The organism is Streptomyces sp. NPDC058469, assembly GCF_042721125.1.
GTDB lineage: Bacteria > Actinomycetota > Actinomycetes > Streptomycetales > Streptomycetaceae > Streptomyces.
Genome location: NZ_JBHXME010000016.1, coordinates 1 through 23,277, shown reverse-complemented (window position 1 = coordinate 23,277; position 23,277 = coordinate 1). Strand labels below are relative to the sequence as shown.

General features: G+C 69.6%; 21 protein-coding genes. 10 read left to right on the top strand and 11 right to left on the bottom strand.

What is annotated here, in order from left to right:
• Positions 1-73 precede the first annotated feature (73 nt).
• From ACFWP5_RS11045 to ACFWP5_RS11035, 3 genes are all read right to left on the bottom strand, one after another.
• Positions 74-286, bottom strand: coding sequence for a YbdD/YjiX family protein (locus ACFWP5_RS11045; protein ID WP_384153656.1), 213 nt, complete (start codon positions 284-286; stop codon positions 74-76).
• Entirely contained in the window at positions 258-2,399 is a 2,142-nt protein-coding gene (locus ACFWP5_RS11040; RefSeq protein ID WP_384153653.1) for a carbon starvation CstA family protein, read from the bottom strand. The genes ACFWP5_RS11045 and ACFWP5_RS11040 overlap by 29 nt, the downstream gene beginning before the upstream one ends.
• Positions 2,400-2,500: 101 nt before the next feature.
• Positions 2,501-3,265, bottom strand: coding sequence for a GntR family transcriptional regulator (locus ACFWP5_RS11035; RefSeq protein WP_033282079.1), 765 nt, complete (start codon positions 3,263-3,265; stop codon positions 2,501-2,503).
• Between the two features lie 309 nt (positions 3,266-3,574).
• On the opposite strand from ACFWP5_RS11035, the gene ACFWP5_RS11030 reads away from it, so the two are divergent.
• From ACFWP5_RS11030 to ACFWP5_RS11015, 4 genes are all read left to right on the top strand, one after another.
• The gene (locus tag ACFWP5_RS11030; RefSeq protein ID WP_384153649.1) at positions 3,575-4,861 is read left to right on the top strand and encodes an extracellular solute-binding protein; all 1,287 of its coding nucleotides are present in this window, start codon (positions 3,575-3,577) and stop codon (positions 4,859-4,861) included.
• A 125-nt stretch (positions 4,862-4,986) separates the two neighbouring features.
• On the top strand, positions 4,987-5,973 hold the full coding sequence (locus ACFWP5_RS11025) for a carbohydrate ABC transporter permease (RefSeq protein WP_384153647.1): 987 nt from the start codon (positions 4,987-4,989) through the stop codon (positions 5,971-5,973).
• Positions 5,970-6,833, top strand: a complete 864-nt coding sequence (locus tag ACFWP5_RS11020) for a carbohydrate ABC transporter permease (protein WP_384153644.1) — start codon at positions 5,970-5,972, stop codon at positions 6,831-6,833. Before ACFWP5_RS11025 ends, ACFWP5_RS11020 begins: the two co-directional genes overlap by 4 nt.
• A gap of 9 nt (positions 6,834-6,842) precedes the next feature.
• Positions 6,843-8,426 carry a glycoside hydrolase family 3 protein gene (locus ACFWP5_RS11015; protein ID WP_384153641.1) on the top strand — a complete coding sequence of 528 codons (1,584 nt, stop codon included), beginning with the start codon at positions 6,843-6,845 and terminating at the stop codon, positions 8,424-8,426.
• Positions 8,427-8,534: 108 nt separating this feature from the next.
• On the opposite strand, the gene nagB is transcribed toward ACFWP5_RS11015, so the two are convergent.
• Entirely contained in the window at positions 8,535-9,320 is a 786-nt protein-coding gene (nagB, locus tag ACFWP5_RS11010; RefSeq protein WP_384153638.1) for a glucosamine-6-phosphate deaminase, read from the bottom strand.
• A 215-nt stretch (positions 9,321-9,535) separates the two neighbouring features.
• On the opposite strand from nagB, the gene ACFWP5_RS11005 reads away from it, so the two are divergent.
• Complete coding sequence (locus ACFWP5_RS11005) at positions 9,536-10,606, top strand: SIS domain-containing protein (RefSeq protein WP_384153635.1); 1,071 nt, start codon at positions 9,536-9,538, stop codon at positions 10,604-10,606.
• A gap of 428 nt (positions 10,607-11,034) precedes the next feature.
• Positions 11,035-12,501: a sensor histidine kinase gene (locus tag ACFWP5_RS11000; protein ID WP_384153826.1), complete on the top strand. Its 1,467-nt coding sequence runs from the start codon at positions 11,035-11,037 to the stop codon at positions 12,499-12,501.
• 233 nt (positions 12,502-12,734) lie between these two features.
• Here ACFWP5_RS11000 and ACFWP5_RS10995 read toward each other — a convergent pair whose 3' ends face one another.
• Complete coding sequence (locus ACFWP5_RS10995) at positions 12,735-12,992, bottom strand: WhiB family transcriptional regulator (RefSeq protein ID WP_006142322.1); 258 nt, start codon at positions 12,990-12,992, stop codon at positions 12,735-12,737.
• 319 nt (positions 12,993-13,311) lie between these two features.
• The gene (locus ACFWP5_RS10990) at positions 13,312-14,280 is read right to left on the bottom strand and encodes a diacylglycerol/lipid kinase family protein (RefSeq protein ID WP_384153631.1); all 969 of its coding nucleotides are present in this window, start codon (positions 14,278-14,280) and stop codon (positions 13,312-13,314) included.
• Between the two features lie 116 nt (positions 14,281-14,396).
• Here ACFWP5_RS10990 and ACFWP5_RS10985 point away from each other — a divergent pair, with 116 nt between their 5' ends.
• Entirely contained in the window at positions 14,397-14,855 is a 459-nt protein-coding gene (locus tag ACFWP5_RS10985; protein ID WP_384153628.1) for a hypothetical protein, read from the top strand.
• 14 nt (positions 14,856-14,869) lie between these two features.
• On the opposite strand, the gene ACFWP5_RS10980 is transcribed toward ACFWP5_RS10985, so the two are convergent.
• From ACFWP5_RS10980 to ACFWP5_RS10970, 3 genes are all read right to left on the bottom strand, one after another.
• Positions 14,870-15,982, bottom strand: coding sequence for an RNA polymerase sigma factor SigF (locus ACFWP5_RS10980; protein WP_384153625.1), 1,113 nt, complete (start codon positions 15,980-15,982; stop codon positions 14,870-14,872).
• A gap of 17 nt (positions 15,983-15,999) precedes the next feature.
• Positions 16,000-16,413: an anti-sigma regulatory factor gene (locus ACFWP5_RS10975; protein ID WP_019058277.1), complete on the bottom strand. Its 414-nt coding sequence runs from the start codon at positions 16,411-16,413 to the stop codon at positions 16,000-16,002.
• A gap of 266 nt (positions 16,414-16,679) precedes the next feature.
• On the bottom strand, positions 16,680-16,940 hold the full coding sequence (locus ACFWP5_RS10970; RefSeq protein WP_384153622.1) for a UBP-type zinc finger domain-containing protein: 261 nt from the start codon (positions 16,938-16,940) through the stop codon (positions 16,680-16,682).
• 62 nt (positions 16,941-17,002) lie between these two features.
• On the opposite strand from ACFWP5_RS10970, the gene ACFWP5_RS10965 reads away from it, so the two are divergent.
• Complete coding sequence (locus ACFWP5_RS10965; RefSeq protein WP_384153619.1) at positions 17,003-18,598, top strand: Na+/H+ antiporter; 1,596 nt, start codon at positions 17,003-17,005, stop codon at positions 18,596-18,598.
• Between the two features lie 56 nt (positions 18,599-18,654).
• On the opposite strand, the gene ACFWP5_RS10960 is transcribed toward ACFWP5_RS10965, so the two are convergent.
• Together ACFWP5_RS10960 and ACFWP5_RS10955 are read right to left on the bottom strand one after the other, a co-directional pair.
• Positions 18,655-19,560: a 1-aminocyclopropane-1-carboxylate deaminase/D-cysteine desulfhydrase gene (locus ACFWP5_RS10960; protein ID WP_384153616.1), complete on the bottom strand. Its 906-nt coding sequence runs from the start codon at positions 19,558-19,560 to the stop codon at positions 18,655-18,657.
• A 39-nt stretch (positions 19,561-19,599) separates the two neighbouring features.
• The gene (locus ACFWP5_RS10955; protein ID WP_384153614.1) at positions 19,600-20,190 is read right to left on the bottom strand and encodes an N-acetylmuramoyl-L-alanine amidase; all 591 of its coding nucleotides are present in this window, start codon (positions 20,188-20,190) and stop codon (positions 19,600-19,602) included.
• 289 nt (positions 20,191-20,479) lie between these two features.
• Between ACFWP5_RS10955 and ACFWP5_RS10950 the strand changes: the two genes are divergently transcribed.
• Both ACFWP5_RS10950 and ACFWP5_RS10945 read left to right on the top strand, forming a co-directional pair.
• Positions 20,480-21,886: a family 2B encapsulin nanocompartment shell protein gene (locus ACFWP5_RS10950; protein ID WP_384153611.1), complete on the top strand. Its 1,407-nt coding sequence runs from the start codon at positions 20,480-20,482 to the stop codon at positions 21,884-21,886.
• Positions 21,887-21,999: 113 nt separating this feature from the next.
• Entirely contained in the window at positions 22,000-23,094 is a 1,095-nt protein-coding gene (locus ACFWP5_RS10945; RefSeq protein WP_384153608.1) for a family 2 encapsulin nanocompartment cargo protein polyprenyl transferase, read from the top strand.
• Positions 23,095-23,277 lie beyond the last annotated feature (183 nt).

Sequence of the window (23,277 nt, the reverse complement as noted above, 5' to 3'; positions counted from 1 at the left end):
CATGCGGAAGACCCCGTCCGCATATCGGCATGTCGATTTCGTGAAGACGTGACATCGGTGTCAACGGCGGGGGTCAACAGCAGCGGAAACCCTGTCGCGGGTCGGCCTCCTGGCGGGCCGTCCGCATCCGTTCGAAGTCCCGCCGGTTCGGGACCTCCGCGTCGGGGTGGTCCCGGCGGACGTGCGCGACATAGCGGTCGTACGCCGACTCGTCCATCAACTCCCGGACGTACCACCGCACTCCACGGACCGTCCGGCTAGCCGCCCGTCCGAGCGCCGACCGCATCGCGTGCCGCCTCCTCCTTCTCCTCCCGGGTCGGGATCAGCCCGGCCGGTGCCACGATGTTCGACTCGACGTACGGCGTCTCGCTCAGCGTGGAGAGCGCGGGGCGGCGGATGTGCCGGACGCAGACCCGGAGCGCGTCCGCGATCACGACGACGACCAGCACCGCGAGAATGGCCGAAAGCACTCCGTCCACCGTGGAGTTGGTGACGACGGTGTGCATGTCGTCCATGTTCTTGGCGGGCGGCAGGACCTTGCCCGCGTCGATCGCGTCCTGGAACACGGACCGTTGCTTGAAGAAGCCGACCTTCGGGTCGCCGGAGAACACCTTCTGCCAGCTCGCGGTCAGGGTGACCGTCGCGTCCCAGGCGAGCGGAATCCCGGTGATCCAGGCCCACTTGAGGCGTCCGGACTTCACCAGGAGGGTGGTGCAGACGGCCAGGGCGACGGCGGCGAGCAACTGGTTGGAGATGCCGAAGATCGGGAAGAGCTGGTTGATCCCGCCGAGCGGTTCGTGGACGCCGACCCAGAGGAAGTAGCCCCAGAGCGCGCACACGATCGCACTCGTCAGGGCCAGGCCCGGCTTCCAACTCACGTTCTTGAAGGGCCGGTAGACGTTCCCCAGCATGTCCTGGAGCATGAACCGGCCCACGCGCGTGCCCGCGTCCAGCGCGGTCAGGATGAACAGCGCCTCGAACATGATCGCGAAGTGGTACCAGAAGGCGCGCAGACTCCCGCCGGTCACCTTGGAGAAGATCTCCGAGACGCCGACCGCGAGGGTGGGCGCACCGCCGGTGCGGGACAGCAGGCTGGCCTCGTCGACGTTCTTCGCGGCCTGCGCGAGGTCGGCGGGGGAGATGTGATAGCCCCAACTGCTCACCACCTGCGAGGCGTTCTGCACCGTCGTGCCGATCGCGCCCGACGGGGCGTTCATCGCGAAGTAGAGACCCGGGTCGATGATGCTCGCGGCGACCAGGGCCATGACGGCGACGGACGACTCCATCAGCATGGCGCCGTAGCCGATCATGCGAATCTGTGTTTCCTTCTGGATCATCTTCGGGGTCGTACCGCTCGATATGAGCGAGTGGAAGCCGGACAGGGCCCCGCAGGCGATCGTGATGAAGACGAAGGGGAAGAGCGAGCCGGCGAAGACCGGGCCGTTGCCGTGTTTCGCGAAGTCGGTGACGGCGGGCATCTTCAGGGCGGGCAGGGCGACCACGACCCCGATCGCCAGCAGGCCGATGGTGCCGATCTTCATGAAGGTGGAGAGGTAGTCGCGCGGGGCGAGCAGGGTCCACACCGGCAGGATCGAGGCGACGAAGCCGTACGCCACCAGCCAGACGACCAGGGTCGAGGGCGCGAGGGTGAAGGTGCCGGCCCAGGACGACTCGGCGACCCAGCGGCCCGCGACCAGGGCGAGCAGCAGCAGGGCCACGCCGATCAGGGAGACCTCGGAGACCCGGCCGGGGCGAAGTACCCGTAGGTAGAAGCCCATCAGGAGGGCGATCGGGATGGTCATGCCGATGGAGAAGGTGCCCCAGGGGGAGGAGGCCAGCGCGTTCACGACGACCAGGGCCAGCACGCCGAGCAGGATGATCATGATGGCGAAGGTGCCGAGGAGCGCGGCGGCGCCGCCGAAGGGGCCGATCTCCTCGCGGGCCATCTGGCCAAGGGACCTGCCGTCGCGCCGAGTCGAGAAGAACAGCACGACCATGTCCTGGACCGCGCCCGCGAAGATGACGCCGACGATGATCCAGACCGTGCCGGGGAGGTAGCCCATCTGCGCGGCCAGTACGGGTCCGACGAGCGGTCCTGCGCCGGCGATCGCGGCGAAGTGGTGGCCCAGCAGGACGCGGCGGTCGGTGGGGTGGTAGTCGATGCCGTTGTCGAGGCGTTCGGCCGGGGTGGCCCGGGTGCCGTCGACCTTCAGGACCTTGTACACGATGAACTTGGCGTAGAAGCGGTAGGCGATGGCGTACGAGCCGAGCGCGGCGGCGACCATCCAGGCGGCCGACACGTTCTCGCCCCGCGCCAGCGCGAGCACGGTCCAGCCCGCCGCGCCGACCAACGCGACGAGGGTCCAGACGACGATGGTTCGGACGTTCGCGGTAGGCACCGGGGAGTCCTCCCGTCCATGCGGCGACGGGAGGAACGTAGAGCAACCCGGGTAACTCCGTAAGTCCCCTAGTCCTGCCGGCGCTTCAGTCGCGCCACGAACTAGTCCTGCGGGCGCTTGAGTCGCGCCACGAACTTGTAGCGGTCCCCGCGGTACACCGACCGCACCCACTCCACCGGCTTGCCCTCCTTGTCGAGGGAGTGGCGGGAGAGCATCAGCATGGGCAGGCCGACGTCGGTGCTGAGGAGGCCGGCCTCGCGCGGGGTGGCCAGCGAGGTCTCGATGGTCTCCTCGGCCTCGGCGAGATGGACGTCGTAGACCTCGGCGAGCGCGGTGTACAGGGACGTGTACTTGACGAGTGACCTGCGCAGGGCGGGGAAGCGCTTCGCGCTGAGGTGGGTCGTCTCGATGGCCATCGGCTCGGCGTTGGCCATGCGCAGGCGCTCGATGCGCAGCACCCGGCCGCCGGCGGTGATGTCGAGCAGGTCGGCGAGGGTGTCGTCGGCGGTGATGTAGCCGATGTCCAGGAGCTGCGAGGTCGGTTCGAGGCCCTGGGCGCGCATGTCCTCGGTGTACGAGGTGAGTTGGAGGGCCTGGGAGACCTTCGGCTTGGCGACGAACGTGCCCTTGCCCTGGATGCGCTCCAGGCGGCCCTCGACGACCAGTTCCTGAAGGGCCTGTCGCACGGTGGTGCGCGAGGTGTCGAACTCCGCGGCCAGGGTGCGCTCGGGCGGGACGGGGGTGCCGGGTGGCAGCGTCTCCGTCATGTCGAGGAGGTGCTTCTTCAGGCGGTAGTACTTCGGCACACGCGCGGTGCGGACGGTGGCCCCACCCTCGTTCTCCGCACTGCTGACGTCGGTGCTCATGCTCCGCCTTCCCGGCTCCGGACAAGGGTCACTTGGTGATCCCCTCTGTATACCGTCGCCGTCTCTTTTGGTCTAGTCCACAGCGCCAAGTGGTCTAGCGGAAGACAGTACTCCGGCACGGTTGTTTTCGCTGCCTTCTTACTTAAAGGTTCCTGCATATGTAGGTCGCATAACGGCTGGTCAGGGCCGTTTCGAGCACCCTTGACAGGCCCTCTGGTCTGGTCCAAGCTCCCGGTACTGGTCTACACCATTGGTTCAGGTCCCGGCTCTTGGGCGGGAGGTGTGGCAGGCATCCCTGAGGAGGGTGGCGTGAAGCGCAAGCTGATAGCCGCGATCGGTATCGCGGGCATGATGGTCTCCATCGCGGCGTGCGGGGGCAACGACGACAAGGGCTCTTCGAACAGCGGCGCCGACGCCAAGGAGCTGACCGTCTGGCTCACCGTCGACGCGCAGAACAACTGGCCCCAGCTGGTGAAGGCGGCCGACGCGGCCGTGCAGAAGGCGCACCCGGGCGTCAAGATCAAGCACGAGTACTACGGCTGGCCGGACAAGAACACCAAGCTCGACGCGGTTCTCGCCACCGACAAGGTGCCCGACGTGGTCGAGATGGGCAACACCGAGATGCTGGGCTACATGGTCAAGGGCGCCTTCGCACCCGTGGACCCCTCGAAGTTCACCAACTCCTCCGCCTGGCTCGACGGCCTCAAGGCCTCGGTGACCTACGACGGCAAGACCTACGGCGTCCCCTACTACGCCGGTGGCCGCGTCGCCAACTGGCGCAAGGACATCGCCGCTTCGGTCGGCATCAAGGCCCCGCCGACGACGTACACCGAGCTGACCGCCGACCTGGACAAGATCCAGAAGAAGGAAGGCAGCAAGTTCAGCGCCTGGTACCAGCCCACCCGCGACTGGTACGCGGCCATGTCCTTCGTCTACGACGCCGGCGGCGCCATCGCCACCCAGTCCGGCAGTGACTGGAAGGCCAGCCTCTCCTCGCCCGAGTCCATCAAGGGACTCAACGAGTGGAAGTCGGTCATCGACAAGTACATGCACGGCGACAAGACCAAGGACGAGTCCGACCGTTACATCGTCTACGGCCAGGGCAAGGCGTCCATGATCTTCGCCGCCGCGTGGGAGGGCGCGACCGCCGCCGACCCGAAGAACGACAAGACCGGCGGCAAACTGAAGACCGACCTCGTCAACTTCGTGATGCCCGGCCCGTCCGGCAAGAACATGCCCGTGTTCCTGGGTGGTTCGGACCTCGCCGTCCCGGTGAAGTCCAAGGCGCAGGCGCTCGCCGCCGAGTGGATCAACGCCTTCACCGGTCCGTCCGGCCAGAAGGGCCTGATCGCCAAGGGCAACCTGCCGAACAACAAGACCGACCTCGCGACGCTGAAGAGCGACCCCGCGACGGCGGTCCCGGCCACCGCGGCCGAGTCCAACTGGTTCGTCCCGATGGCACCGGGCTGGGGCCAGGTCGAGAAGGCCCAGGTCCTGCAGACCATGCTGCAGAACATCGGCACCGGCAAGAAGTCGGTGGCGGACGCCGCGAAGGAAGCGGACGCCGCGATCGACAAGGTCATCAACACCAAGTGACCTGAGAGCGGGGCCCTGTTGGACGGCCTGTCCGTCTTCGGGGCAGGGCCCCGCCCCTCGTACGACATCCGGTGCGAAGCAGGGCCGGGTAAGGCCGCACGACCAGAGGGACCGCCGAGGAGCGCGTGATGAGTGCCGACACGACCACCCCCGCCAAGGTGCCGCCGCCGCGGCAGGCGCCGCCACCGCGCGTCCCCGACGTACCCCGCAGACAGCGGACGTCGAGAGGAGCCGGGGTCCCCTGGCTGCTGCTCGCCCCCTGTCTGCTCATCCTGGCCCTGGTCATGGGCTATCCGCTGGTCCGCCTGGTCACCCTGTCCTTCCAGTCCTTCGGGCAGTCCCAGCTGTGGGGCTTCAAGCCCGCGGAGTGGATCGGCTTCGACAACTTCTCCGGGATCCTCGGCGACGGCGAGTTCTGGGGCGTCGTCGTCCGCACGATCGTCTTCGCGGCCGGCTCGGTCATCTTCACGATGGTCGCCGGCATGGCACTCGCCCTGCTCCAGCAGAAGGTCTCCGGCTGGGTGAAGACCCTCATCAACGTTGTCCTGGTGGCCAGTTGGGGCATGCCGGTCATCGTCGCGACCACCGTCTTCAAGTGGCTCTTCGACTCGGACTACGGCGTCTTCAACGCCCTGCTCAGCAAGTTGCCCGGCATCGACATGATCGGCCACAACTGGTTCGCCAGCGGACCGCAGGGCCTCCTCGTGATCATGCTGCTGGTGGTCTGGGGCGCGGTGCCCTTCGTGGTGATCACCCTCAGCGCCGGACTCACCCAGGTCCCCCAGGAGTTGGAGGAGGCCGCCCGCCTCGACGGCGCCGGCGCGTGGGGCGTCTTCCGGTACGTCACCCTGCCCATCCTCAAGCCGATCATCGTGATGCTCACGACCCTCTCGGTGATCTGGGACATGGGCGTCTTCCCCCAGGTGTTCGTGATGCGCGGCGGCCACCCCGAGGCCGACTTCCAACTGCTCAGCACCTACTCGTACGACAGGGCGTTCGTCGTCAACGACTACGGACAGGGTTCCGCGATAGCCCTCGTCACGGTGGTGCTGCTGCTCGGAGTCGTCGCCGTCTACATGCGTCAGATGCTTCAGATCGGAGAGGTCGAATGAGCGCGCTCACGACCGATGCGCCCAAGACATCGGGTGGTGGCCGCCGGAAGTCGAAGCTGGGCTGGAACCTCGTAGGCCTGCTCGTCTTCGTCGTCGTCGGCTTCCCCCTCTACTGGATGCTCGACACGGCGTTCAAACCGGCGAAGGACGCCATCGACCCGGACCCGAGCCTGCTGCCCACCGGCATCACCCTCGACAACTTCCGCCGGGCGCTGGACATCGCCGACTTCTGGGGACCGGTCGGCCGCAGCCTCATCGTTTCCCTGACGGTGGTCGTGATCGGCGTCGTCGTCGGCCTGCTGGCCGCGCTCGCCATCTCCCGCTTCGCCTTCCGCGGCCGCAAGATCGTGATCGTCGGCATCCTCGCGGTCCAGATGGTCCCGCTGGTCTCGATGATCATCCCGGTCTTCCTGCTCCTGAACGACCTCAACCAGTACGACAAGCTCTCCGGCCTGGTCATCACCTACCTCACCTTCATCCTCCCGTTCACGGTGTGGACCCTGCGCGGCTTCATCGTCAACATCCCGAAGGAACTGGAGGAGGCGGCCATGGTCGACGGCTGCTCCCGCACCGGCGCCTTCATCCGCGTGGTCTTCCCGCTCCTCGCCCCGGGCATGGTCGCCACCTCGGTCTACGGCTTCATCCAGGCCTGGAACGAGTACCTGTACGCCCTCATGCTGCTCAGCCAGGAGCACCAGACGGCGACCGTCTGGCTCGGTAACTTCACCACCAAGCACGGCACCGAGTACGCCCCGATGATGGCCGGCGCCACGATGATGGCCGTGCCGATCGTCGTCCTGTTCCTCATCGTCCAGCGCAAGATGGCCGCGGGGCTGACCGCGGGCGCTGTGAAGGGATAACGCCAACCGATGACGACACTCGCCAGCGGTACCACAGCGTCTGATTCTGTAAAAGACGGCCTGACGCGCGACGCCCTCACCGTCCTGCAACCGGGCTTCCCCGGCACCACGGCACCCGACTGGCTGCTGAGGCGCCTCGGTGAAGGCCTGGCCTCGGTGGGCCTGTTCGGCCGCAACATCGCGTCACCCGATCAACTGTCTTCGCTGACCGCCCAGTTGCGGTCCGAACGGGACGACGTGCTGGTCGCGATCGACGAGGAGGGCGGAGACGTCACCCGCCTGGAGTCCCGCACGGGCTCCTCCTTCCCGGGCAACCACGCGCTGGGCGCGGTGGACGACGTGGACCTGACGAGGGCGGTCGCGCACGAACTGGGCCGCCGCCTCGCGGAATGCGGCGTGAACCTCAACTGGGCCCCGTCCGCGGACGTCAACTCCAACCCCTCCAACCCGGTCATCGGCGTCCGCTCCTTCGGCGCCGACCCGGAGCTGGTCGCCCGGCACACGGCGGCCTACGTCACCGGCCTCCAGTCGGCGGGCGTCGCCGCCTGCACGAAACACTTCCCGGGCCACGGCGACACCGCGGTCGACTCCCACCACGCGCTCCCGCGCATCGACGCGGACCTGTCGGTCCTGGAGCAGCGGGAGTTGCTCCCGTTCCGCGCGGCCATCGCCGCCGGCACCCGCGCGGTGATGAGCGCCCACATCCTGGTCCCGCCCCTGGACCCGGACCACCCGGCCACCCTCTCCCTCCGCATCCTGACCGACCTCCTCCGCGGCCGGCTCGGCTACGACGGCCTCATCGTCACCGACGCCATGGAGATGCAGGCCATCGCCGCCACCTACGGCATCGAACGCGGCAGTGTCCTGGCGATCGCCGCCGGAGCCGACGCGATCTGCGTGGGCGGCGGCCTCGCGGACGACGAGACGGTACGACGCCTGCGGGACGCGCTGGTGGGAGCGGTGCGGTCGGGCGAGCTGCCGGAGGAGCGGCTGGCCGAAGCGGCGGAACGGGTACGGGGGTTGGCCCGGTGGGCGGCTTCCGACGCGGCCGCTGCTTCGGGAGCGGGGGGTGCTTCCGAGGCAGGTGCGGCGCCGGAAGCGGAGGCCGACGCGCAGACGGGGTCCGCGTCAGCGGGAGGCGTGACGCGCGTGGATGTCGGTCTCGTCGCCGCCCGCCGTGCCCTCACGGTCACCGGCGCCGACGACTTCACCCCGCTCACCGAACCGCCCTACGTCGCCCTCCTCACCCCCGTCGCCAACATCGCCGTCGGCGACGAGACCCCCTGGGGCGTGGCCGCGGAACTGGCCCGGCTCCTGCCCGGCACGGAGACGTCCGGCTTCGCCGGGGAGGACGCCGGACATGACGTCCTGAACGCGGCCGGGACGCGGCGCGTCGTCGTCGTGGTCCGCGACGAACACCGGCACCCCTGGATGGCGGCCACCCTCGACACCGTGCTGGCCGCCCGCCCCGACAGCGTCGTGGTCGAGATGGGCGTCCCGCAGGCCCCGCCCCGAGGCGCCCTCCACATCGCGACGCACGGCGCGGCCCGCGTCTGCGGCCACGCGGCGGCGGAGGTCATCGCGGGGGCGTGACCATGAGCCGGGGGAGCGACCCCGACCCGGGGGAACACCTCCGAATACACCGGTGCCGGGCCCTCCACGAGGGGGCCCGGCACCGGCACGTACGGATATGAAACCTCGTCAGATCCCTTGCCAGTCCGGCTTGTTGACGAACGTGTGCCGGAAATAGTCCGCGAGCTTCAGCTTGGACGCGGCACCCTCGTCGACGACGACCGTCGCATGCCGGTGCAACTGCAGCGCCGACGCCGGGCACACCGCGGCCACCGGCCCCTCCACGGTCGCGGCCACCGCGTCCGCCTTGCCCTCGCCGGTCGCGAGCAGCACCAGGTGCCGGGCCTCCAGGATCGTGCCGATGCCCTGGGTGATGACGTGGTGCGGCACCTGGTCGATGTCGCCCTCGAAGAACCGCGCGTTGTCCACCCGCGTCTGCTCGGTCAGCGTCTTGATCCGGGTCCGCGAGGCCAGCGACGAGCACGGTTCGTTGAACCCGATGTGCCCGTCGGTCCCGATCCCCAGCACCTGGAGATCCACCCCGCCGGCCTCACCCAGCGCCCGGTCGTACGCCTCGCACGCCCCCTGCACGTCCTCGGCGGTCCCGTCCGGCCCGATGAACGCGTCGATCCCGACCCCGAGTGGCTCCAGCACCTCGCGCCGCAGGACCGAGCGGTACGACTCCGGGTGCTCGGCGGGCAGCCCCACGTACTCGTCGAGCTGGGCGATCCGCGCCCGCGAGGTGTCCACGGCCCCGGCGCGGACCTTGGCGGCCAGCGCCTCGTAGATGGGCAGCGGCGTCGACCCGGTGGCCACGCCGAGAAGGGCGTCGGGCTTGCGCCGGAGCAGCTGTGCCATGGCCTCGGCGATCAGCTCGCCGCCCGACTTGGCGTCCGGAACGATGACAACTTCCACGCTGGCCTGCCGTTCTGCAGAGGGGACTTCGAGGAGCCCGGAAGAGCTGTGTGGTTTAGACCAATCCGCGCACCAATCTAACAGAGGAGGCTCTTGCCTCCCAGAGTTCGCCGCCTGTCCGAAAACCGGTAACCGCCCGACAGAGGCGCACCTCCCGCAGACGGGGTGAAATGGACACCGCACCACAGCACCGACCAACCTCCGGAGGACTCCGCATGACCGCCACGACCCCGGCCCCCCAGAACGAACTCCCCGGCCGGATCATGGCCCGCGAGATGGCCGAACAGCCCGCCGTCCTGCGCCGCATCCTGGACGAGGGCGCCCCGCGCATCCGCCAGGTCGCCCAGGAGGTGGCCGCCCGCAGGCCCCGCTTCGTGCTGCTCACCGCCCGCGGCACCTCCGACAACGCCGCCCTCTACGCCAAGTACCTCCTGGAGATCCGCCTCGGCCTGCCCTGCGGACTCACCTCGATGTCGACGACCACGGCCTACGGCGCCCGCCCCGATCTGACCGACGTCCTCGTCGTCACCGTCAGTCAGTCCGGCGGCTCCCCGGACCTGGTGGCGTCGACCCGGGCCGCCCGCGAGGCCGGGGCGATCACGGTCGCCGTGACCAACAACCCGGACTCACCGCTGGCCGCCGTCTCCGAGTACCACATCGACATCATGGCCGGCCCGGAGAAGGCCCTCCCCGCGACCAAGACGTACACCGCCTCCCTGCTCGCCCTCTATCTCTTCGTCGAGGGTCTCCGCGGCGGCGACGGCGCGGCGGCCAAGGCGCTGCCCGACCTCGCCGAACAGCTGCTCGCCCGCCAGGACGAGGTCCGCGCCCTCGCCTCCCGCTACCGCTTCGCCGAACGCATGGTGATCACCTCCCGCGGCTACGGCTATCCCACCGCCAAGGAAGCCGCCCTCAAGCTGATGGAGACCAGCTACATCCCCGCCCTCGCCTACTCCGGCGCCGACCTCCTGCACGGCCCCCTCGCCATGGTCGACAACGTCTCCCCGGTCATCGCGGTCGTGACGGCGGGCAAGGGCGGCTCCGCCCTCCAGCCCGTGCTCGACCGGCTGCGCGGCCGGGGCGCCGACCTGGTCGTCATCGGCCCGGCCGGCCAGGTCGACCAGGCCTCGGCCGGCTTCGTCCTGCCCGTCGAGGGCGTCCCCGAGGAACTCCAGCCGATCCTGGAGATCCTCCCGCTCCAGCTCCTCGCCTACGAGGTCACCATCGCCCGCGGCCAGGACCCGGACGCGCCCCGCGCCCTGGCCAAGGTGACGGAGACCCGCTGAACGGACGGACCGGGGGCGCCCGCCGAAATTCCCATGACCATCCGCCCCCGCACATGACCCAACACGGTTAGGCTTCGCACTGGATGCTGGGACGTCCTACGAGTGGCGGACCGAGCGGATCCAAGCGGGAAAGCGCCATCATCAAACATCCTTCAACGCATGGACACGGTTAGTGGTCTAGTCCAGAATGTGTTAAGGCGTAAGCCTCCGTCTTCCCCGCACAGGAAGACGGACCGAGGAACCGAGGCTCTCTGCCCTGACTGCCCCGGCTCCTCATCCATCGGCCGATCGGGACCGCACACCCCGTGGCCGTTGCTGCTCCGGGCTGCGGTGCCGAGAGGGCTGAGGGTCCCTCTCAGGCGCCGCGGCCCGCGGGTGTTTTTTAGGACAGGTACAGACCGGCGGGTACGCTCGCAGACGTGCCCTCCATGAACGAACTCGTACGCCAGCACACCGCACTCGACGACTCCGACCTCGAGTGGCTCCATCTGCTGGTCTCGGAGTGGCAGCTGCTCTCCGACCTCTCCTTCGCCGACCTGGTCCTGTGGGTCCCCACGCGCGACGGCACCCGCTATGTCTCCGTCGCCCAGATGCGGCCGAACACGGGCCCCACCTCGTACCAGGACGACATGGTCGGCCACCTCGTCCCGCGCGGCCGCCGCCCCATGCTGGACGCCGCCCTGGACGAGGGCCGCATCGTCCGCGAGGGCGACCCGGAGTGGCGCGAAGAGGTCCCGGTCCGGGTCGAGTCGATTCCGGTACGACGGGACGGGCGCGTCCTGGGTGTCATCGCGCGCAACACCAACCTGCTCACCGTGCGCACCCCGAGCCGCCTCGAACTGACGTATCTGCAGAGCGCGTCGGACCTCGCGCAGATGATCGCGGCCGGTTCCTTCCCGTTCCCGAACCAGCAGGTCGACATGGACGCCTCGCCGCGCGTCGGCGACGGACTGATCCGGCTCGACGGCGACGGCATCGTGCAGTACGCCTCGCCCAACGCCCTGTCCGCGTACCACCGCATGGGCCTCGCCACCGACCTCGTCGGCCAGCCGCTGGGCGTGACCACCGCCGAACTCGCCCCGACCCGGGGCCCGGTGGACGAGGCGCTCGCCAAGCTGGCCAGCGGCTGGGCGCCGCGCGAGTTCGAGATCGAGGCGCGCGACGGGGTCATCCAGTTCCGGGCGATCCCGCTCAAACCCAAGGGCACCCGCATCGGTTCACTGGTACTGCTCCGGGACGTCACCGAACTGCGGCGCCGCGAGCGGGAGTTGATCACCAAGGACGCGACCATCCGGGAGATCCACCACCGGGTGAAGAACAACCTCCAGACGGTCGCCGCCCTGCTCCGCCTCCAGGCCCGCCGGATCGACTCCGAGAGCGGCCGGGAGGCCCTGGAGGAGGCCGTACGACGGGTCGGTTCGATCGCGATCGTGCACGAGACGCTGTCCCAGAACCTGGACGAGCGCGTGGAGTTCGACGAGATCGCCGACCGGGTGCTCGCGATGGTCGCCGAGATCTCCCCGGGCAAGGTCACCGGCCGGCGCAGCGGTCGCTTCGGAATACTGGACGCCGAGGTCGCGACCCCGCTCTCCATGGTCCTCACCGAGATCCTGCAGAACGCCCTGGAACACGGCTTCCGTGAGGGCGAGACCGGGACGGTCGAGGTCTCGGCGGTCCGCGGCGGCACCGCGAAGGAGGCCCGCCTCCTCGTCACCGTGCAGGACGACGGCGTAGGCCTCCCCGAAGGATTCGACCCGCACCGCTCCGGCAACCTGGGCCTGCAGATCGTACGGACGCTGGTGGAGGGCGAGTTGGGCGGCACGTTCGACATGGTGGCGGCGCCGGAGCGGGGGACCCGGGTGATCCTGGACGTGCCGGTGGAGGCGCACAAGTGACGTACGTGCACACGACCTCCACACGCACGTGCGTCAACGGCCGTACGCGCACCCGTACTTGAACGGCCGTACGCACGCGGACCTGAACAGCAAAGAGCCCCGGACCATGTGATGGTCCGGGGCCAGTCGCTCGTTGCTATGCGCATCGGGGGTACTGCGCGCTGCGGCTCGGGGGCGGGAGATGCGTACTCGCTGTACGCGCCGCCAAGCTCAGGCTGTTAGCAGGGTGGGCGTCAGGCGGAGGCCTGACGGGCACGGTTGCGAGCGGCACGGCGCTTCATGGCGCGGCGCTCGTCCTCGCTGAGACCACCCCAGACGCCGGAGTCCTGGCCGGACTCGAGCGCCCACTGCAGACACTGGTCCATAACGGGACAGCGACGGCAGACGGCCTTGGCTTCCTCGATCTGCAGCAGCGCAGGACCGGTGTTGCCGATGGGGAAGAAGAGCTCGGGGTCTTCCTCGCGGCAAACGGCGTTGTGACGCCAGTCCATGGCTGCTACCTCTCCTTGGTATTACGTGCGGGTTGCTTGTGAATGTGAACGCTTTCACGAATCCCTCAACAAGTGAAGGGCCGAACGCCAGGTTCGCTGGCGGGGTCCTGTGGATTGAAGAGGGGTTCCGGTGATCCGTGGAGGCCGGTGTTGCGGGCCGTCTCGATCGCCACGTAGAGACTCGCAAACCTCAGCGGCGGATACAACCCCTTCCGGAAAGTTTTTTTTGATTCCTCGGTGTCGACTAGGTCACAGCCGTACTTCCATGGGGTGGACCCTGGTCTAAACGTTCGAGTGAAAGGACTTCAGCCCTTTCTGCTCACACAATCACACGCAGTGCACGGCGTACGCCTGTGAACGTCACGCTCGTACGCAGTCCGAGGTGGTCGCCGTCCATCTGGAGGGGCAGGGGGACCTTCGAATGCAAGGTGAACTCACTCAGGTCGTGCAGAGCCGCAGCGTGCTTGCCATGAGGCCCGCGCTCGGGGGACGAAGTGAGCAACTGGGTGCCATACCGGGCAACCGCGGCGCTGGACAGCCGACTGAGACCGAGTACGTCGAGGCCTTTATCGAACGACGCCTTAGGTGACGTGTACATCGGGCGATTGCCCAGGTAAGTCCACGGGGACGTGTTCGAGACTATGGCCACCACGAGATCGGTGACCGGGTCCGCGCCGGGCCGCTCCAGCGTGATCGTCCCGTGCCGGCGGTGCTGCTCGCCGAGGAACTGCCGGACCACCTGACGCACGTACAGCGCATGCGTGGACTTCTTGCCCTGCTCACGCTGCTGTTCGACCCGCCCGACCACCCCGGCGTCGAACCCGAGCCCGGCGTTGAAGGTGAACCAGCGCGAGGGCACGGCCTCGTCCTCGGTGCCGGGTGTCCCGGAGGTCAGCCCGAGGCCGACCGTGCGCTCGCTGCCGTCGCGCAGGGCGTCCAGGATGGCGCCGGTCGCTTCCACGGCGTCGTTGGGCAGTCCCAGGGCGCGGGCGAAGACGTTGGTGGAGCCGCCGGGGACCACGGCGAGGCCGGGCAGACGCTCCGGATCGGGGCCGGTGTGCAGCAGGCCGTTGACGACTTCGTTGACCGTGCCGTCGCCGCCGAGGGCCACGACCAGGTCGACGTTCCCGCTCTCCGCGGCCTGCCGGCCGAGGTCGCGCGCGTGGCCCCGGTACTCGGTGGTGACCGCTTCCAGCTTCATCTCGCTCGCGAGCGCGTGAAGCAGGACGTCGCGCGTACGTGCGCTTGTGGTGGTTGCCGCCGGATTGACCACGAGAAGTGCACGCATGAGTTGCAGCGTACCTACTGGGGGGTACTCGGCCCATACCGAGGTAGGCGTTGGGTAAGAGGAGACGGCGTGAGCCTGAACACCTGGGGCCGGATCCCGAGGGCTACCCTTCTGGGGTGAGTGCTGAGCAGACCCCCGCCCCGGAGACCGACGGCCCCGACCGACCCCGTCCGCGCCGCCTGACCTACGCGGCGGTCCTCGTCGCCGTCGAGGGTCTCACGCTCGCCGTCGCCGGTGTGTGGATGCTCGTCCTGGGTCTCACCGGCGAACCGGACGACCGGCAGCAGGCCGTGACCGGGGGCGTGACCCTGGTGGTGCTCGCGCTGCTGCCGCTGCTGGCCGCGCGCGGACTGCTCGGGCAGCGCGGCTGGAGCCGGGGTCCGGCCGTCATCACCCAGGTCATGGCGCTGCCCGTGGCCTACAACCTGCTCCAGGCCGACAGTGTGGCCATCCCGGCCGGTATCGCGCTCGCGCTGGTCGCGGTCGGCGCGCTGGTGCTGCTGGTGAACCCGGCGACGACACAGGCCCTCGGAATCCGAGGGCCTGGACGTGGAACCGAAGAGCCGAAGAGCTGACCTTTTCGCCTGTCCTACTCCTCGACGAGGAGCTTCTCGCGCAGCTGGGCCAGTGTCCGGGCCAGCAGCCGGGAGACGTGCATCTGGGAGATGCCGACCTCCTGCGCGATCTGCGACTGCGTCATGTTGCCGAAGAACCGGAGCAGCAGAATTCGCTTCTCCCGGGGCGGCAGGTCCTCCAGCAGCGGCTTGAGCGACTCGCGGTACTCGACGCCCTCCAGTGCCTCGTCGTACGCGCCCAGCGTGTCCGCGACCGCCGGGGACTCGTCGTCCGTGTCGGGGACGTCCAGGGACAGCGTGGAGTAGGCGTTGGCCGACTCCAGGCCCTCCAGGACCTCCTCCTCCGAGATGCCCAGCTTCTCGGCCAGTTCGTGGACCGTGGGGGAGCGGCCGTGCCGCTGCGAGAGCTCCGCCGTCGCCGTGGTCAGCGACAGACGCAGCTCCTGGAGCCTGCGCGGGACGCGCACCGCCCAGCCCTTGTCACGGAAGTGCCGCTTGATCTCGCCGACGACCGTCGGGGTCGCGTACGTCGAGAACTCGACGCCGCGCTCCGGGTCGAAGCGGTCGACCGACTTGATCAGGCCGATGGTGGCGACCTGGGTCAGGTCGTCCAGCGGCTCCCCGCGGTTGCGGAAGCGGCGCGCGAGGTGCTCGACGAGCGGCAGGTGCATACGGACCAGCCGGTTGCGCAGCTCCGCGTACTCGACGCTGCCGTCCGGAAGTGTGCGCAGCTCGATGAAGAGTGCGCGCGCTCCGCTGCGGTCCTGGGGGTCGTGCCGTGTGACCTGCACGCTCTGCGTGCCCGCCACGTCGTCCCGCTCGTGCTCGCTCATCGTCTCGCCCGTCGCCCCTTCCCGAGCTTTCGCCTCCTCCCCCACGCTCGACTGAGTCGGAGCGGGGGAACCCCCGGCAACGGGGGAGACCCCACCAATACGCACGGCACCGTCCTGCTCACGTTGACCGTCGTCCATCACACCGGCCTCCGAGGGTTCTTCCTCCGGGTGCGGCCGGGCCTGTTCGGGGATTCCGCCGCGTGGCACGAGGGCGCTGTCGTCCGCCGTGCGGCGGGATCCGCCTGGGCCGCCCTCGGCGGGCGGCTCCCGTGTGCCGCGCTCTTCGTCCCGCACCGGCCCGTCCCCGTTCCTCACGCCGGCCCGGGTCCCGCGCCGCGCTGTTTGTAGAGGCTGATCGAAACGGTCTTGTCCTCGTCGACTGCCGATGAGACCTTGCCCGCGAGGGCCGAGAGCACGGTCCAGGCGAAGGTGTCGCGCGCCGGGGCGTGACCGTCCGTCGTCGGGGCGGAGACGGTGACTTCGAGCGAGTCGTCCACGAGGCGGAAGACACAGCTGAGCACCGAGCCCGGCACGGCCTGCTGGAGCAGGATCGCGCAGGCCTCGTCCACCGCGATGCGAAGGTCCTCGATCTCGTCGAGGGTGAAGTCCAAACGGGCCGCGAGGCCGGCCGTGGCCGTACGCAGCACCGACAGGTAGGCACCCGCAGCCGGCAGCCGGACTTCCACGAAGTCCTGGGTCGCGGGCTCGCCTGCGATCTGGGACACCCTCACCTCCAAGGTGGTACAAGCTCTTTCGGGGGCCCAGGGGTCGCCCCCCGGGGTAACGCGATACTTGGTTCAGCGGTGACGCTACCGCGCTCCGAACTTTTCTGTCCCCGGGACCCCAACCCCATGCTGTCACTCATAGTAAACCTACGGATACGCTCCGTGGCTAGGGGTCCTGCGGGCCCAATTGGGAAGAGCGCGCGCCGGGTTGACGTACCCAGACGTCAGACGGTCGAACCGTCGAAACCGGCGGCCGGATTACGACGTCACAGGAGTACGTGGTCGACGAAGCACCAGCGCCAGCTCTCCCCGGCCTCGAAGGTCCGCATCACCGGATGCCCGGAGTCCTTGTGATGTGCTGTCGCGTGACGGGCGGGCGAGGAGTCGCAGCAGGCGACATGGCCGCAGAAGAGGCACAGTCTCAGCTGCACCGGGTGGGTGCCGGCCGCCAGACACTCCAGACAGGTCTCGCTCTGGGGCCCCGGTTCCGGGAGCGGCAGCGCGTCGGCGTGCGTGCACTGTTTCATGATTGCCAGATTACGACGGCTGTGCGGTTGGCCGCGCGGAAAAACGAGGGCGGGCGAGGACGATGGACGTGATGCCACTGCTGTTGCTGGTGGCGGGGAGCGCCGTGGTGGCCGCCGCGGCCCGGCGCACCCCGGTGCCGGCGCCGCTGCTGCTGGTCGCGGTCGGGCTGGTCGTCTCGTACGTCCCGGGGGTGCCCGACTACACCCTCGACCCGGAGGTCGTGCTGCCGCTGCTGCTGCCCCCGCTGCTGTACACGTCGGCCACCGACAGCTCGTACCTCGACCTGCGGGCCCAAGTGCGGCCCGTGGCACTGCTGTCGGTCGGCTACGTGCTCTTCGCCACGTTCGTCGTCGGCTGGGCCGCGTACGTGATCGTGCCGGGGCTGCCGCTGACCGCGGCGCTGGTGCTGGGCGCGGTGGTGGCGCCGCCGGACGCGGTCGCCGCGACGGCGGTGGCCCGCAGGGTCGGACTGCCCTCGCGGATCACGACGATCCTCCAGGGCGAGTCCCTGCTGAACGACGCCACCGCGATCACCGCCTACAAGGTGGCCCTCGCGGCCGCGATCGGCGAGGGCGCCACCTGGGCCGGCGGCATCTGGGAGTTCCTGCTCGCGGCCGTCGGCGGTGTCGGGGTCGGGCTCCTCATGATGGTGCCGATCCACTGGCTGCGCACGCACCTCAAGGAGGCGCTGCTGCAGAACACGCTCTCCCTGCTGATCCCGTTCGTCGCCTACGGGGTCGCCGAGCAGGTGCACGCCTCCGGGGTGCTCGCCGTCGTGGTCGTGGCGCTCTATCTGGGCCACCGCGCGTGGGAGGTCGATTTCGCGACCCGCCTCCAGGAGGAGGCGGTGTGGAAGATGGTCGCCTTCGTCCTGGAGTCGGCGGTGTTCGCCCTGATCGGGCTGCAACTGCCGGTGGTTCTCAAGGGCCTTGGGGAGTACCGCGGCCTCGACGCCGCCTGGTACGCGATCGCCGTCTTCCTGGTCGTCGTCGCGACCCGGTTCGTGTGGGTGTACCCGGCGGCCTTCATTCCCCGCCTGTTGTCCGCGCGGATCAGGGAGCGCGAGGACAGTCCCACCTGGAAGGGGGCGATGACCACCGCGTGGGCCGGCATGAGAGGCGTGGTCTCGCTGGCCATCGCCTTCTCGATCCCGCTCACGGTGCACGGCGGCGACGCCTTCCCGCAGCGCAACCTCATCCTGTTCCTGACCTTCACGACGGTCATCGGGACCCTGGTGGTGCAGGGCTTGAGCCTGCCGCCGATCATCCGGCTGCTGAAATTCCCCGGGCGCGACCAGCAGGCCGAGACGCTCGCCGAGGCCAACGCCCAGGCGCAGGCCTCCCGGGTCGCCGAAAAGCGCCTGGAGGCCCTTCTGGAGGACGAACGCAACACTCTGCCGCCTCCGCTCGCCGACCGCCTCCGCGAGGTCCTGGAGCGCCGCCGCAACGCCGTCTGGGAGCGCCTCGGCGCCACCAACCCCGTCACCGGCGAGACCGTCGACGACACCTACCGCCGCCTGTCCCGCGAGATGATCAGCGCCGAGCGCGCGATGTTCGTCCGCCTGCGCGACGGCCGCTACATCGACGACGAGATGCTCCGCACCCTCCTCCGCCGCCTCGACCTGGAGGAGGCGGCGGCTTACCGGGAGGCGGCCTAGCGGTTTCTACGGCGTCTGGAGGCGGCCCAGCGGTCTCTACGGCACCTGAAGTGGGCTTATGGGAACGGGCGCCCGGTGACCACCGCGGCGACCGTGCTCCCGCGCGGGAAGGCGCCTTCGTCGGCGAGGGCGACAAGTCCGTACAGCAACTTGGCGACATAGAGACGCTCGACGGGCAGTCCGTGCCGGTGCTCGAAGTCCTCGGCGAAGGCGTCGAGTTCGGCCGGCACGCGCGCGTAGCCCCCGAAATGGAAGCGGTCGTCGAGCGACCAGTCGCCCCGCCGGCCACCGAAAGCGCGCTCCTGCAGATCCTCTATGTCGGCGCTCAGGAAGCCGCCTTTGAGGACCGGTATCCCCAAGGCGCGCTGGTCGGGGGCGAGTCCGGCGGTCAGCCCGGCCAGCGTGCCGCCGGTCCCGCAGGCCAGGGCGACGACATCGACGTCGGCACGCGCGCGCAGTTCCTCACCCAGCGCCCGGCAGCCGCGCACGGCAAGGGAGTTGCTGCCACCCTCGGGGACGACGTACGCGTCCTCCGCGCCCGCCGCGCGCAGGATCGCGGCCAGCGTCTCCGGCTCGGTCTTGCGCCGATATGTCGACCTGTCGACGAAGTGGAGGCGCATCCCGTCGGCCGCGCACCGGGCCAGGGACGGGTTGAGCGGGCGGTCGGACAGCTCCTGGCCGCGGACCACGCCGACCGTGGGCAGACCCAGGAGGCGGCCCGCGGCGGCGGTGGCGCGCAGGTGGTTGGAGTAGGCGCCGCCGAACGTGACGACCGTACGTCCGGCCGCGGCCGTGAGATTGGGCGCGAGCTTGCGCCACTTGTTGCCGATCAGGTCCGGGTGGATCAGGTCGTCCCGCTTGAGCAGCAGCCGGATGCCGTGCCGGCCGAAGCGCCCGTCCGCGATCTCCTCCACCGGCGACGGGAGCCGGGGCCGTAGGGCGGCGAGGTCGGGGCTGGTCACGGCACCATTGTCACCCGGGTCTGCCCTGTCGTCCGGGGGTCACTTCAGCCGGTCGTGGACCCGGTCGCGCAGCCAGTTCATCGTGAACCCGCGCGGGTCCACCTTTCCGGGCTGCCACTCCAGGTGCCCGATCACCGACCGCTGCGACCAGCCGTGATGGCGGCAGATCGCCGCGCAGACCTTCTCGATCGTCTCCAACTGGGCCTTAGGCCAGGGATCCTCGCCGTCGCCGAGGTTCTCGCACTCGAAGCCGTAGAAGTGCCGGTTGCCGTCGGTGTTGGCCTCGTTGTCGTGCGGCAGCGCCTTCTCGGCGATCACCGCGCGCAGGACGTCGTCGTCGCCGAGCCCCGCGTGGTTGGCGCGGCCGTAGCCGACCAGGTGGAGGGTGCCGTCCTTGGTGATGACGCCGTGGCAGAGCGGGCCGGGGAGGTCCGGGCGGCCCTCGCGGCACAACTCCACCGTGCGCGCGCTGCCCTTGGTGACCGTGTGGTGGATCATCACGCCGTGGACGGGCCCCCACGGGCCCTTGTGGTTGCGGTTGTGGTGCTCCCAGTCGCCGACCTCGACGACCGTGACGCCCTCCGCCCGCAGACCGGCCAGAAAACCGCCCGCGGACATGGGTGAGGCCATGAACGCCTCCTTCGTGCTGTGCGACGGCCGCCGTGCAGGACCGTCTGTTATCGCTGCTTGTACCGAAAAAACGCGGTACGGACGAGTTGTTCGTACGGCGTGCGAGCCGATCCGGACATCAGCCGCCACTCGAACAACATTCGACGTAAACAGCCCCAGTGCCCAGCAGTTGAAGATCCAGTCCCGCTCTTTTGGGTAATACCATCAGCACGCTCCGTGAGGAAGGCTGGTGCGCGAGAACGATGCCGGGCGCACAGGTGCCGGGCATGAATGGGGAGGGCATTTCTCTATGTCGGTAGGCGAAGAGGTCCGCGCGGAGCAGAACAAGCCGCAGCAGAGTCTTGGTACGGCGGCTGCGCGGAACCTGGCCACGACCACGAAGTCCGCGCCGCAGATGCAGGAGATCAGCTCGCGCTGGCTGCTGCGCACACTGCCGTGGGTGAACGTGCAGGGTGGCACATACCGGGTGAACCGACGGCTGAGTTACTCCGTGGGCGACGGCCGGGTGACATTCGTGAAGACCGGCGACCGCGTCGAGGTCATCCCCGCGGAGCTCGGCGAACTGCCCGCGCTGCGGGACTACGAGGACGAGGAGGTGCTCTCGGAGCTGGCCACCCGCTGCCGGCAGCGTGAGTACGCCCCGGGGGAGTCGATCGCGTCGTTCGGCGGCCAGACCGACGAGGTGTACCTGCTGGCGCACGGCAGGGTGGAGAAGATCGGCACGGGCCCCTACGGCGACGACACGGTCCTTGGAGTACTCGCCGACGGCGCCTACTTCGGCGACCAGGCACTGCTCGACCCGGACGCCATCTGGGAGTACACGGCCCGCGCGGACACCGCCTGCACGGTGCTGATCCTGGCCCGCGGAGACGTCGAACAGGTCGCGGAGCGCTCCGAGACCCTGCGCGAACACCTCGCGCAGCTGCGCGCGATCCCCGAGCAGCGCACCAACAAGTACGGCGAGAAGTCCATCGACCTCGCCTCGGGCCACTCCGGCGAGCCGGACATCCCGCACACGTTCGTCGACTACGACGCCCGGCCGCGCGAGTACGAACTGAGCGTCGCCCAGACCGTCCTGCGCATCCACTCGCGCGTGGCCGACCTCTACAACCAGCCGATGAACCAGACCGAGCAGCAACTCAGGCTCACCGTCGAGGCGTTGAAGGAGCGCCAGGAGCACGAGCTGATCAACAACCGCGAGTTCGGCCTGCTCAACAACTGCGAGTACGACCAGCGGCTCCAGCCCCACGACGGTGTGCCCGGCCCGGACGACCTGGACGAGCTGCTCAGCAGGCGGCGCGGCACCAAGATGCTCCTCGCGCACCCGCGCGCGATCTCCGCGTTCGGCCGCGAGCTCAACAAGCGCGGACTGGTCCCGGAGTCCCTCGACGTCGGCGGCAACCGCATCCCGACCTGGCGCGGCGTGCCGATCTACCCGTGCAACAAGATCCCGGTCAGTGATCGGCGGACCACCTCGATCATCGCCCTGCGTACCGGCGAGGCCGACCAGGGCGTCATCGGCCTCCAGCAGGCCGGCATCCCGGACGAGATCGAGCCGAGCCTCTCGGTGCGCTTCATGGGCATCAACGAACAGGCGGTCATCAACTACCTCGTGACGGCCTACTACTCTGCGGCGGTCCTCGTGCCCGACGCCCTCGGCGTCCTGGAGAACGTCGAGATCGGCCGCTGGAGGTGACGTTTCAGCAGCTGGACGCGGTGTCCCCGCCCGGAAGGGCGGGTACACCCCGGTCGAATGCGGCCGGCCGCAGCGGCAGCGTCACCGTCCGCGGACTCTCCGAGGGGGACCCCATGGCCGAGTTCGGGACGGAGACGAAACAGCTCGCCGGCGGGACATCGACGCCTGACGGGACGCCGCCGCCCGACGGGCACGAGGCAGCGGTGATCCTGGAGGGGGCCCGGGCGTCCGTCGACCCCGAGCTGCGCTCGGCGATCGACTCGCTGCCCGGCTCGATGCGCCGCATCGCGCTCTACCACTTCGGGTGGGAGCACGCGGACGGCACACCGACGGCGGGCAACGCCGGCAAGGTGATCCGCCCCGCCCTCGTCCTGGCCGCCGCCACCGCGCTCGGCGGCGAGCGGGCGCGGGCGAGCGCGCTGCGGGCCGCCGCGGCGGTGGAGCTGGTCCACAACTTCACGTTGCTGCACGACGACGTGATGGACCGGGACACCACCCGCCGACACCGGCCCACCGCGTGGACCGTGTTCGGCGACGCCGACGCGATCCTCGCCGGGGACGCACTCCAGGCGCTGGCCCTCCGGCTGCTCGCCGAGGACCCGCACCCGGCGTCCTCGGCAGCCGCCGCCCGGCTCGCGGACTGCGTCATCGAACTGTGCGAGGGCCAGCACGCGGACACCGCCATGGAGAAGCGCGCTCCCGGCGAGGTCACCCTCGACGAGGTGCTCGCCATGGCCGAGGCCAAGACCGGCGCGCTGCTCGGCTGCGCCTGCGCGGTGGGCGCGCTGTACGCGGGAGCGTCCGCCGAGGACGTCGAGGCGCTGGACGCGTTCGGCCGCCAGGCCGGGCTCGCCTTCCAGCTGATCGACGACGTCATCGGAATATGGGGCGACCCCAGCCGCACCGGCAAACCGGCCGGCGCCGACCTCGCCGTCCGCAAGAAGTCCCTGCCCGTGGTCGCCGCCCTCACCTCGGGCACACCGGCGGCCGCCGAACTCGCGGAGCTGTACGGACTGCCGTACGAGGAAGGGGAGTTGGAGCGCACCGTGCTCGCCGTCGAGCGGGCGGGCGGCCGGGACTGGGCGCAGGCCCAGGCGGCCGACCGGATGGCCAGAGCCGTGCAGGAGCTGGCCCGGGCGATTCCGGACCCGCAGGACGCGGGCGGTCTGCTCGCGCTGGCCGAGTTCGTGACCCGGCGCAGCAGTTGATGACTCCGGAGCCTTCCAAAACCGTGCGGTCCTGACCCCGCACGGCCACCGAGGGCCCCGGACCGTCGGGTCCCGCGCATCCCCACGGTGCGCGGGGCCCGCGCACGCCTTTTTTGGAGGCTCGGTTCGCCTCCGGGGCGCGCCTGTGTCGAGAGCCCGATCGTGCTCGGCCCTGCGGGCCTC

Coding starts and splice junctions, on each gene's coding strand:
- ACFWP5_RS11000 (WP_384153826.1), top strand. CDS start 11,035: ATGAACGAACTCGTACGCCAGCACACCGCACTCGACGACTCCGACCTC.
- ACFWP5_RS10945 (WP_384153608.1), top strand. CDS start 22,000: ATGGCCGAGTTCGGGACGGAGACGAAACAGCTCGCCGGCGGGACATCG.
- ACFWP5_RS11035 (WP_033282079.1), bottom strand. CDS start 3,265: ATGAGCACCGACGTCAGCAGTGCGGAGAACGAGGGTGGGGCCACCGTC.
- ACFWP5_RS10995 (WP_006142322.1), bottom strand. CDS start 12,992: ATGGACTGGCGTCACAACGCCGTTTGCCGCGAGGAAGACCCCGAGCTC.
- ACFWP5_RS11045 (WP_384153656.1), bottom strand. CDS start 286: ATGCGGTCGGCGCTCGGACGGGCGGCTAGCCGGACGGTCCGTGGAGTG.
- ACFWP5_RS11015 (WP_384153641.1), top strand. CDS start 6,843: ATGACGACACTCGCCAGCGGTACCACAGCGTCTGATTCTGTAAAAGAC.
- ACFWP5_RS10990 (WP_384153631.1), bottom strand. CDS start 14,280: ATGCGTGCACTTCTCGTGGTCAATCCGGCGGCAACCACCACAAGCGCA.
- ACFWP5_RS10955 (WP_384153614.1), bottom strand. CDS start 20,190: ATGGCCTCACCCATGTCCGCGGGCGGTTTTCTGGCCGGTCTGCGGGCG.
- ACFWP5_RS10970 (WP_384153622.1), bottom strand. CDS start 16,940: ATGAAACAGTGCACGCACGCCGACGCGCTGCCGCTCCCGGAACCGGGG.
- ACFWP5_RS10950 (WP_384153611.1), top strand. CDS start 20,480: ATGTCGGTAGGCGAAGAGGTCCGCGCGGAGCAGAACAAGCCGCAGCAG.
- ACFWP5_RS10965 (WP_384153619.1), top strand. CDS start 17,003: ATGGACGTGATGCCACTGCTGTTGCTGGTGGCGGGGAGCGCCGTGGTG.
- ACFWP5_RS11005 (WP_384153635.1), top strand. CDS start 9,536: ATGACCGCCACGACCCCGGCCCCCCAGAACGAACTCCCCGGCCGGATC.
- ACFWP5_RS11020 (WP_384153644.1), top strand. CDS start 5,970: ATGAGCGCGCTCACGACCGATGCGCCCAAGACATCGGGTGGTGGCCGC.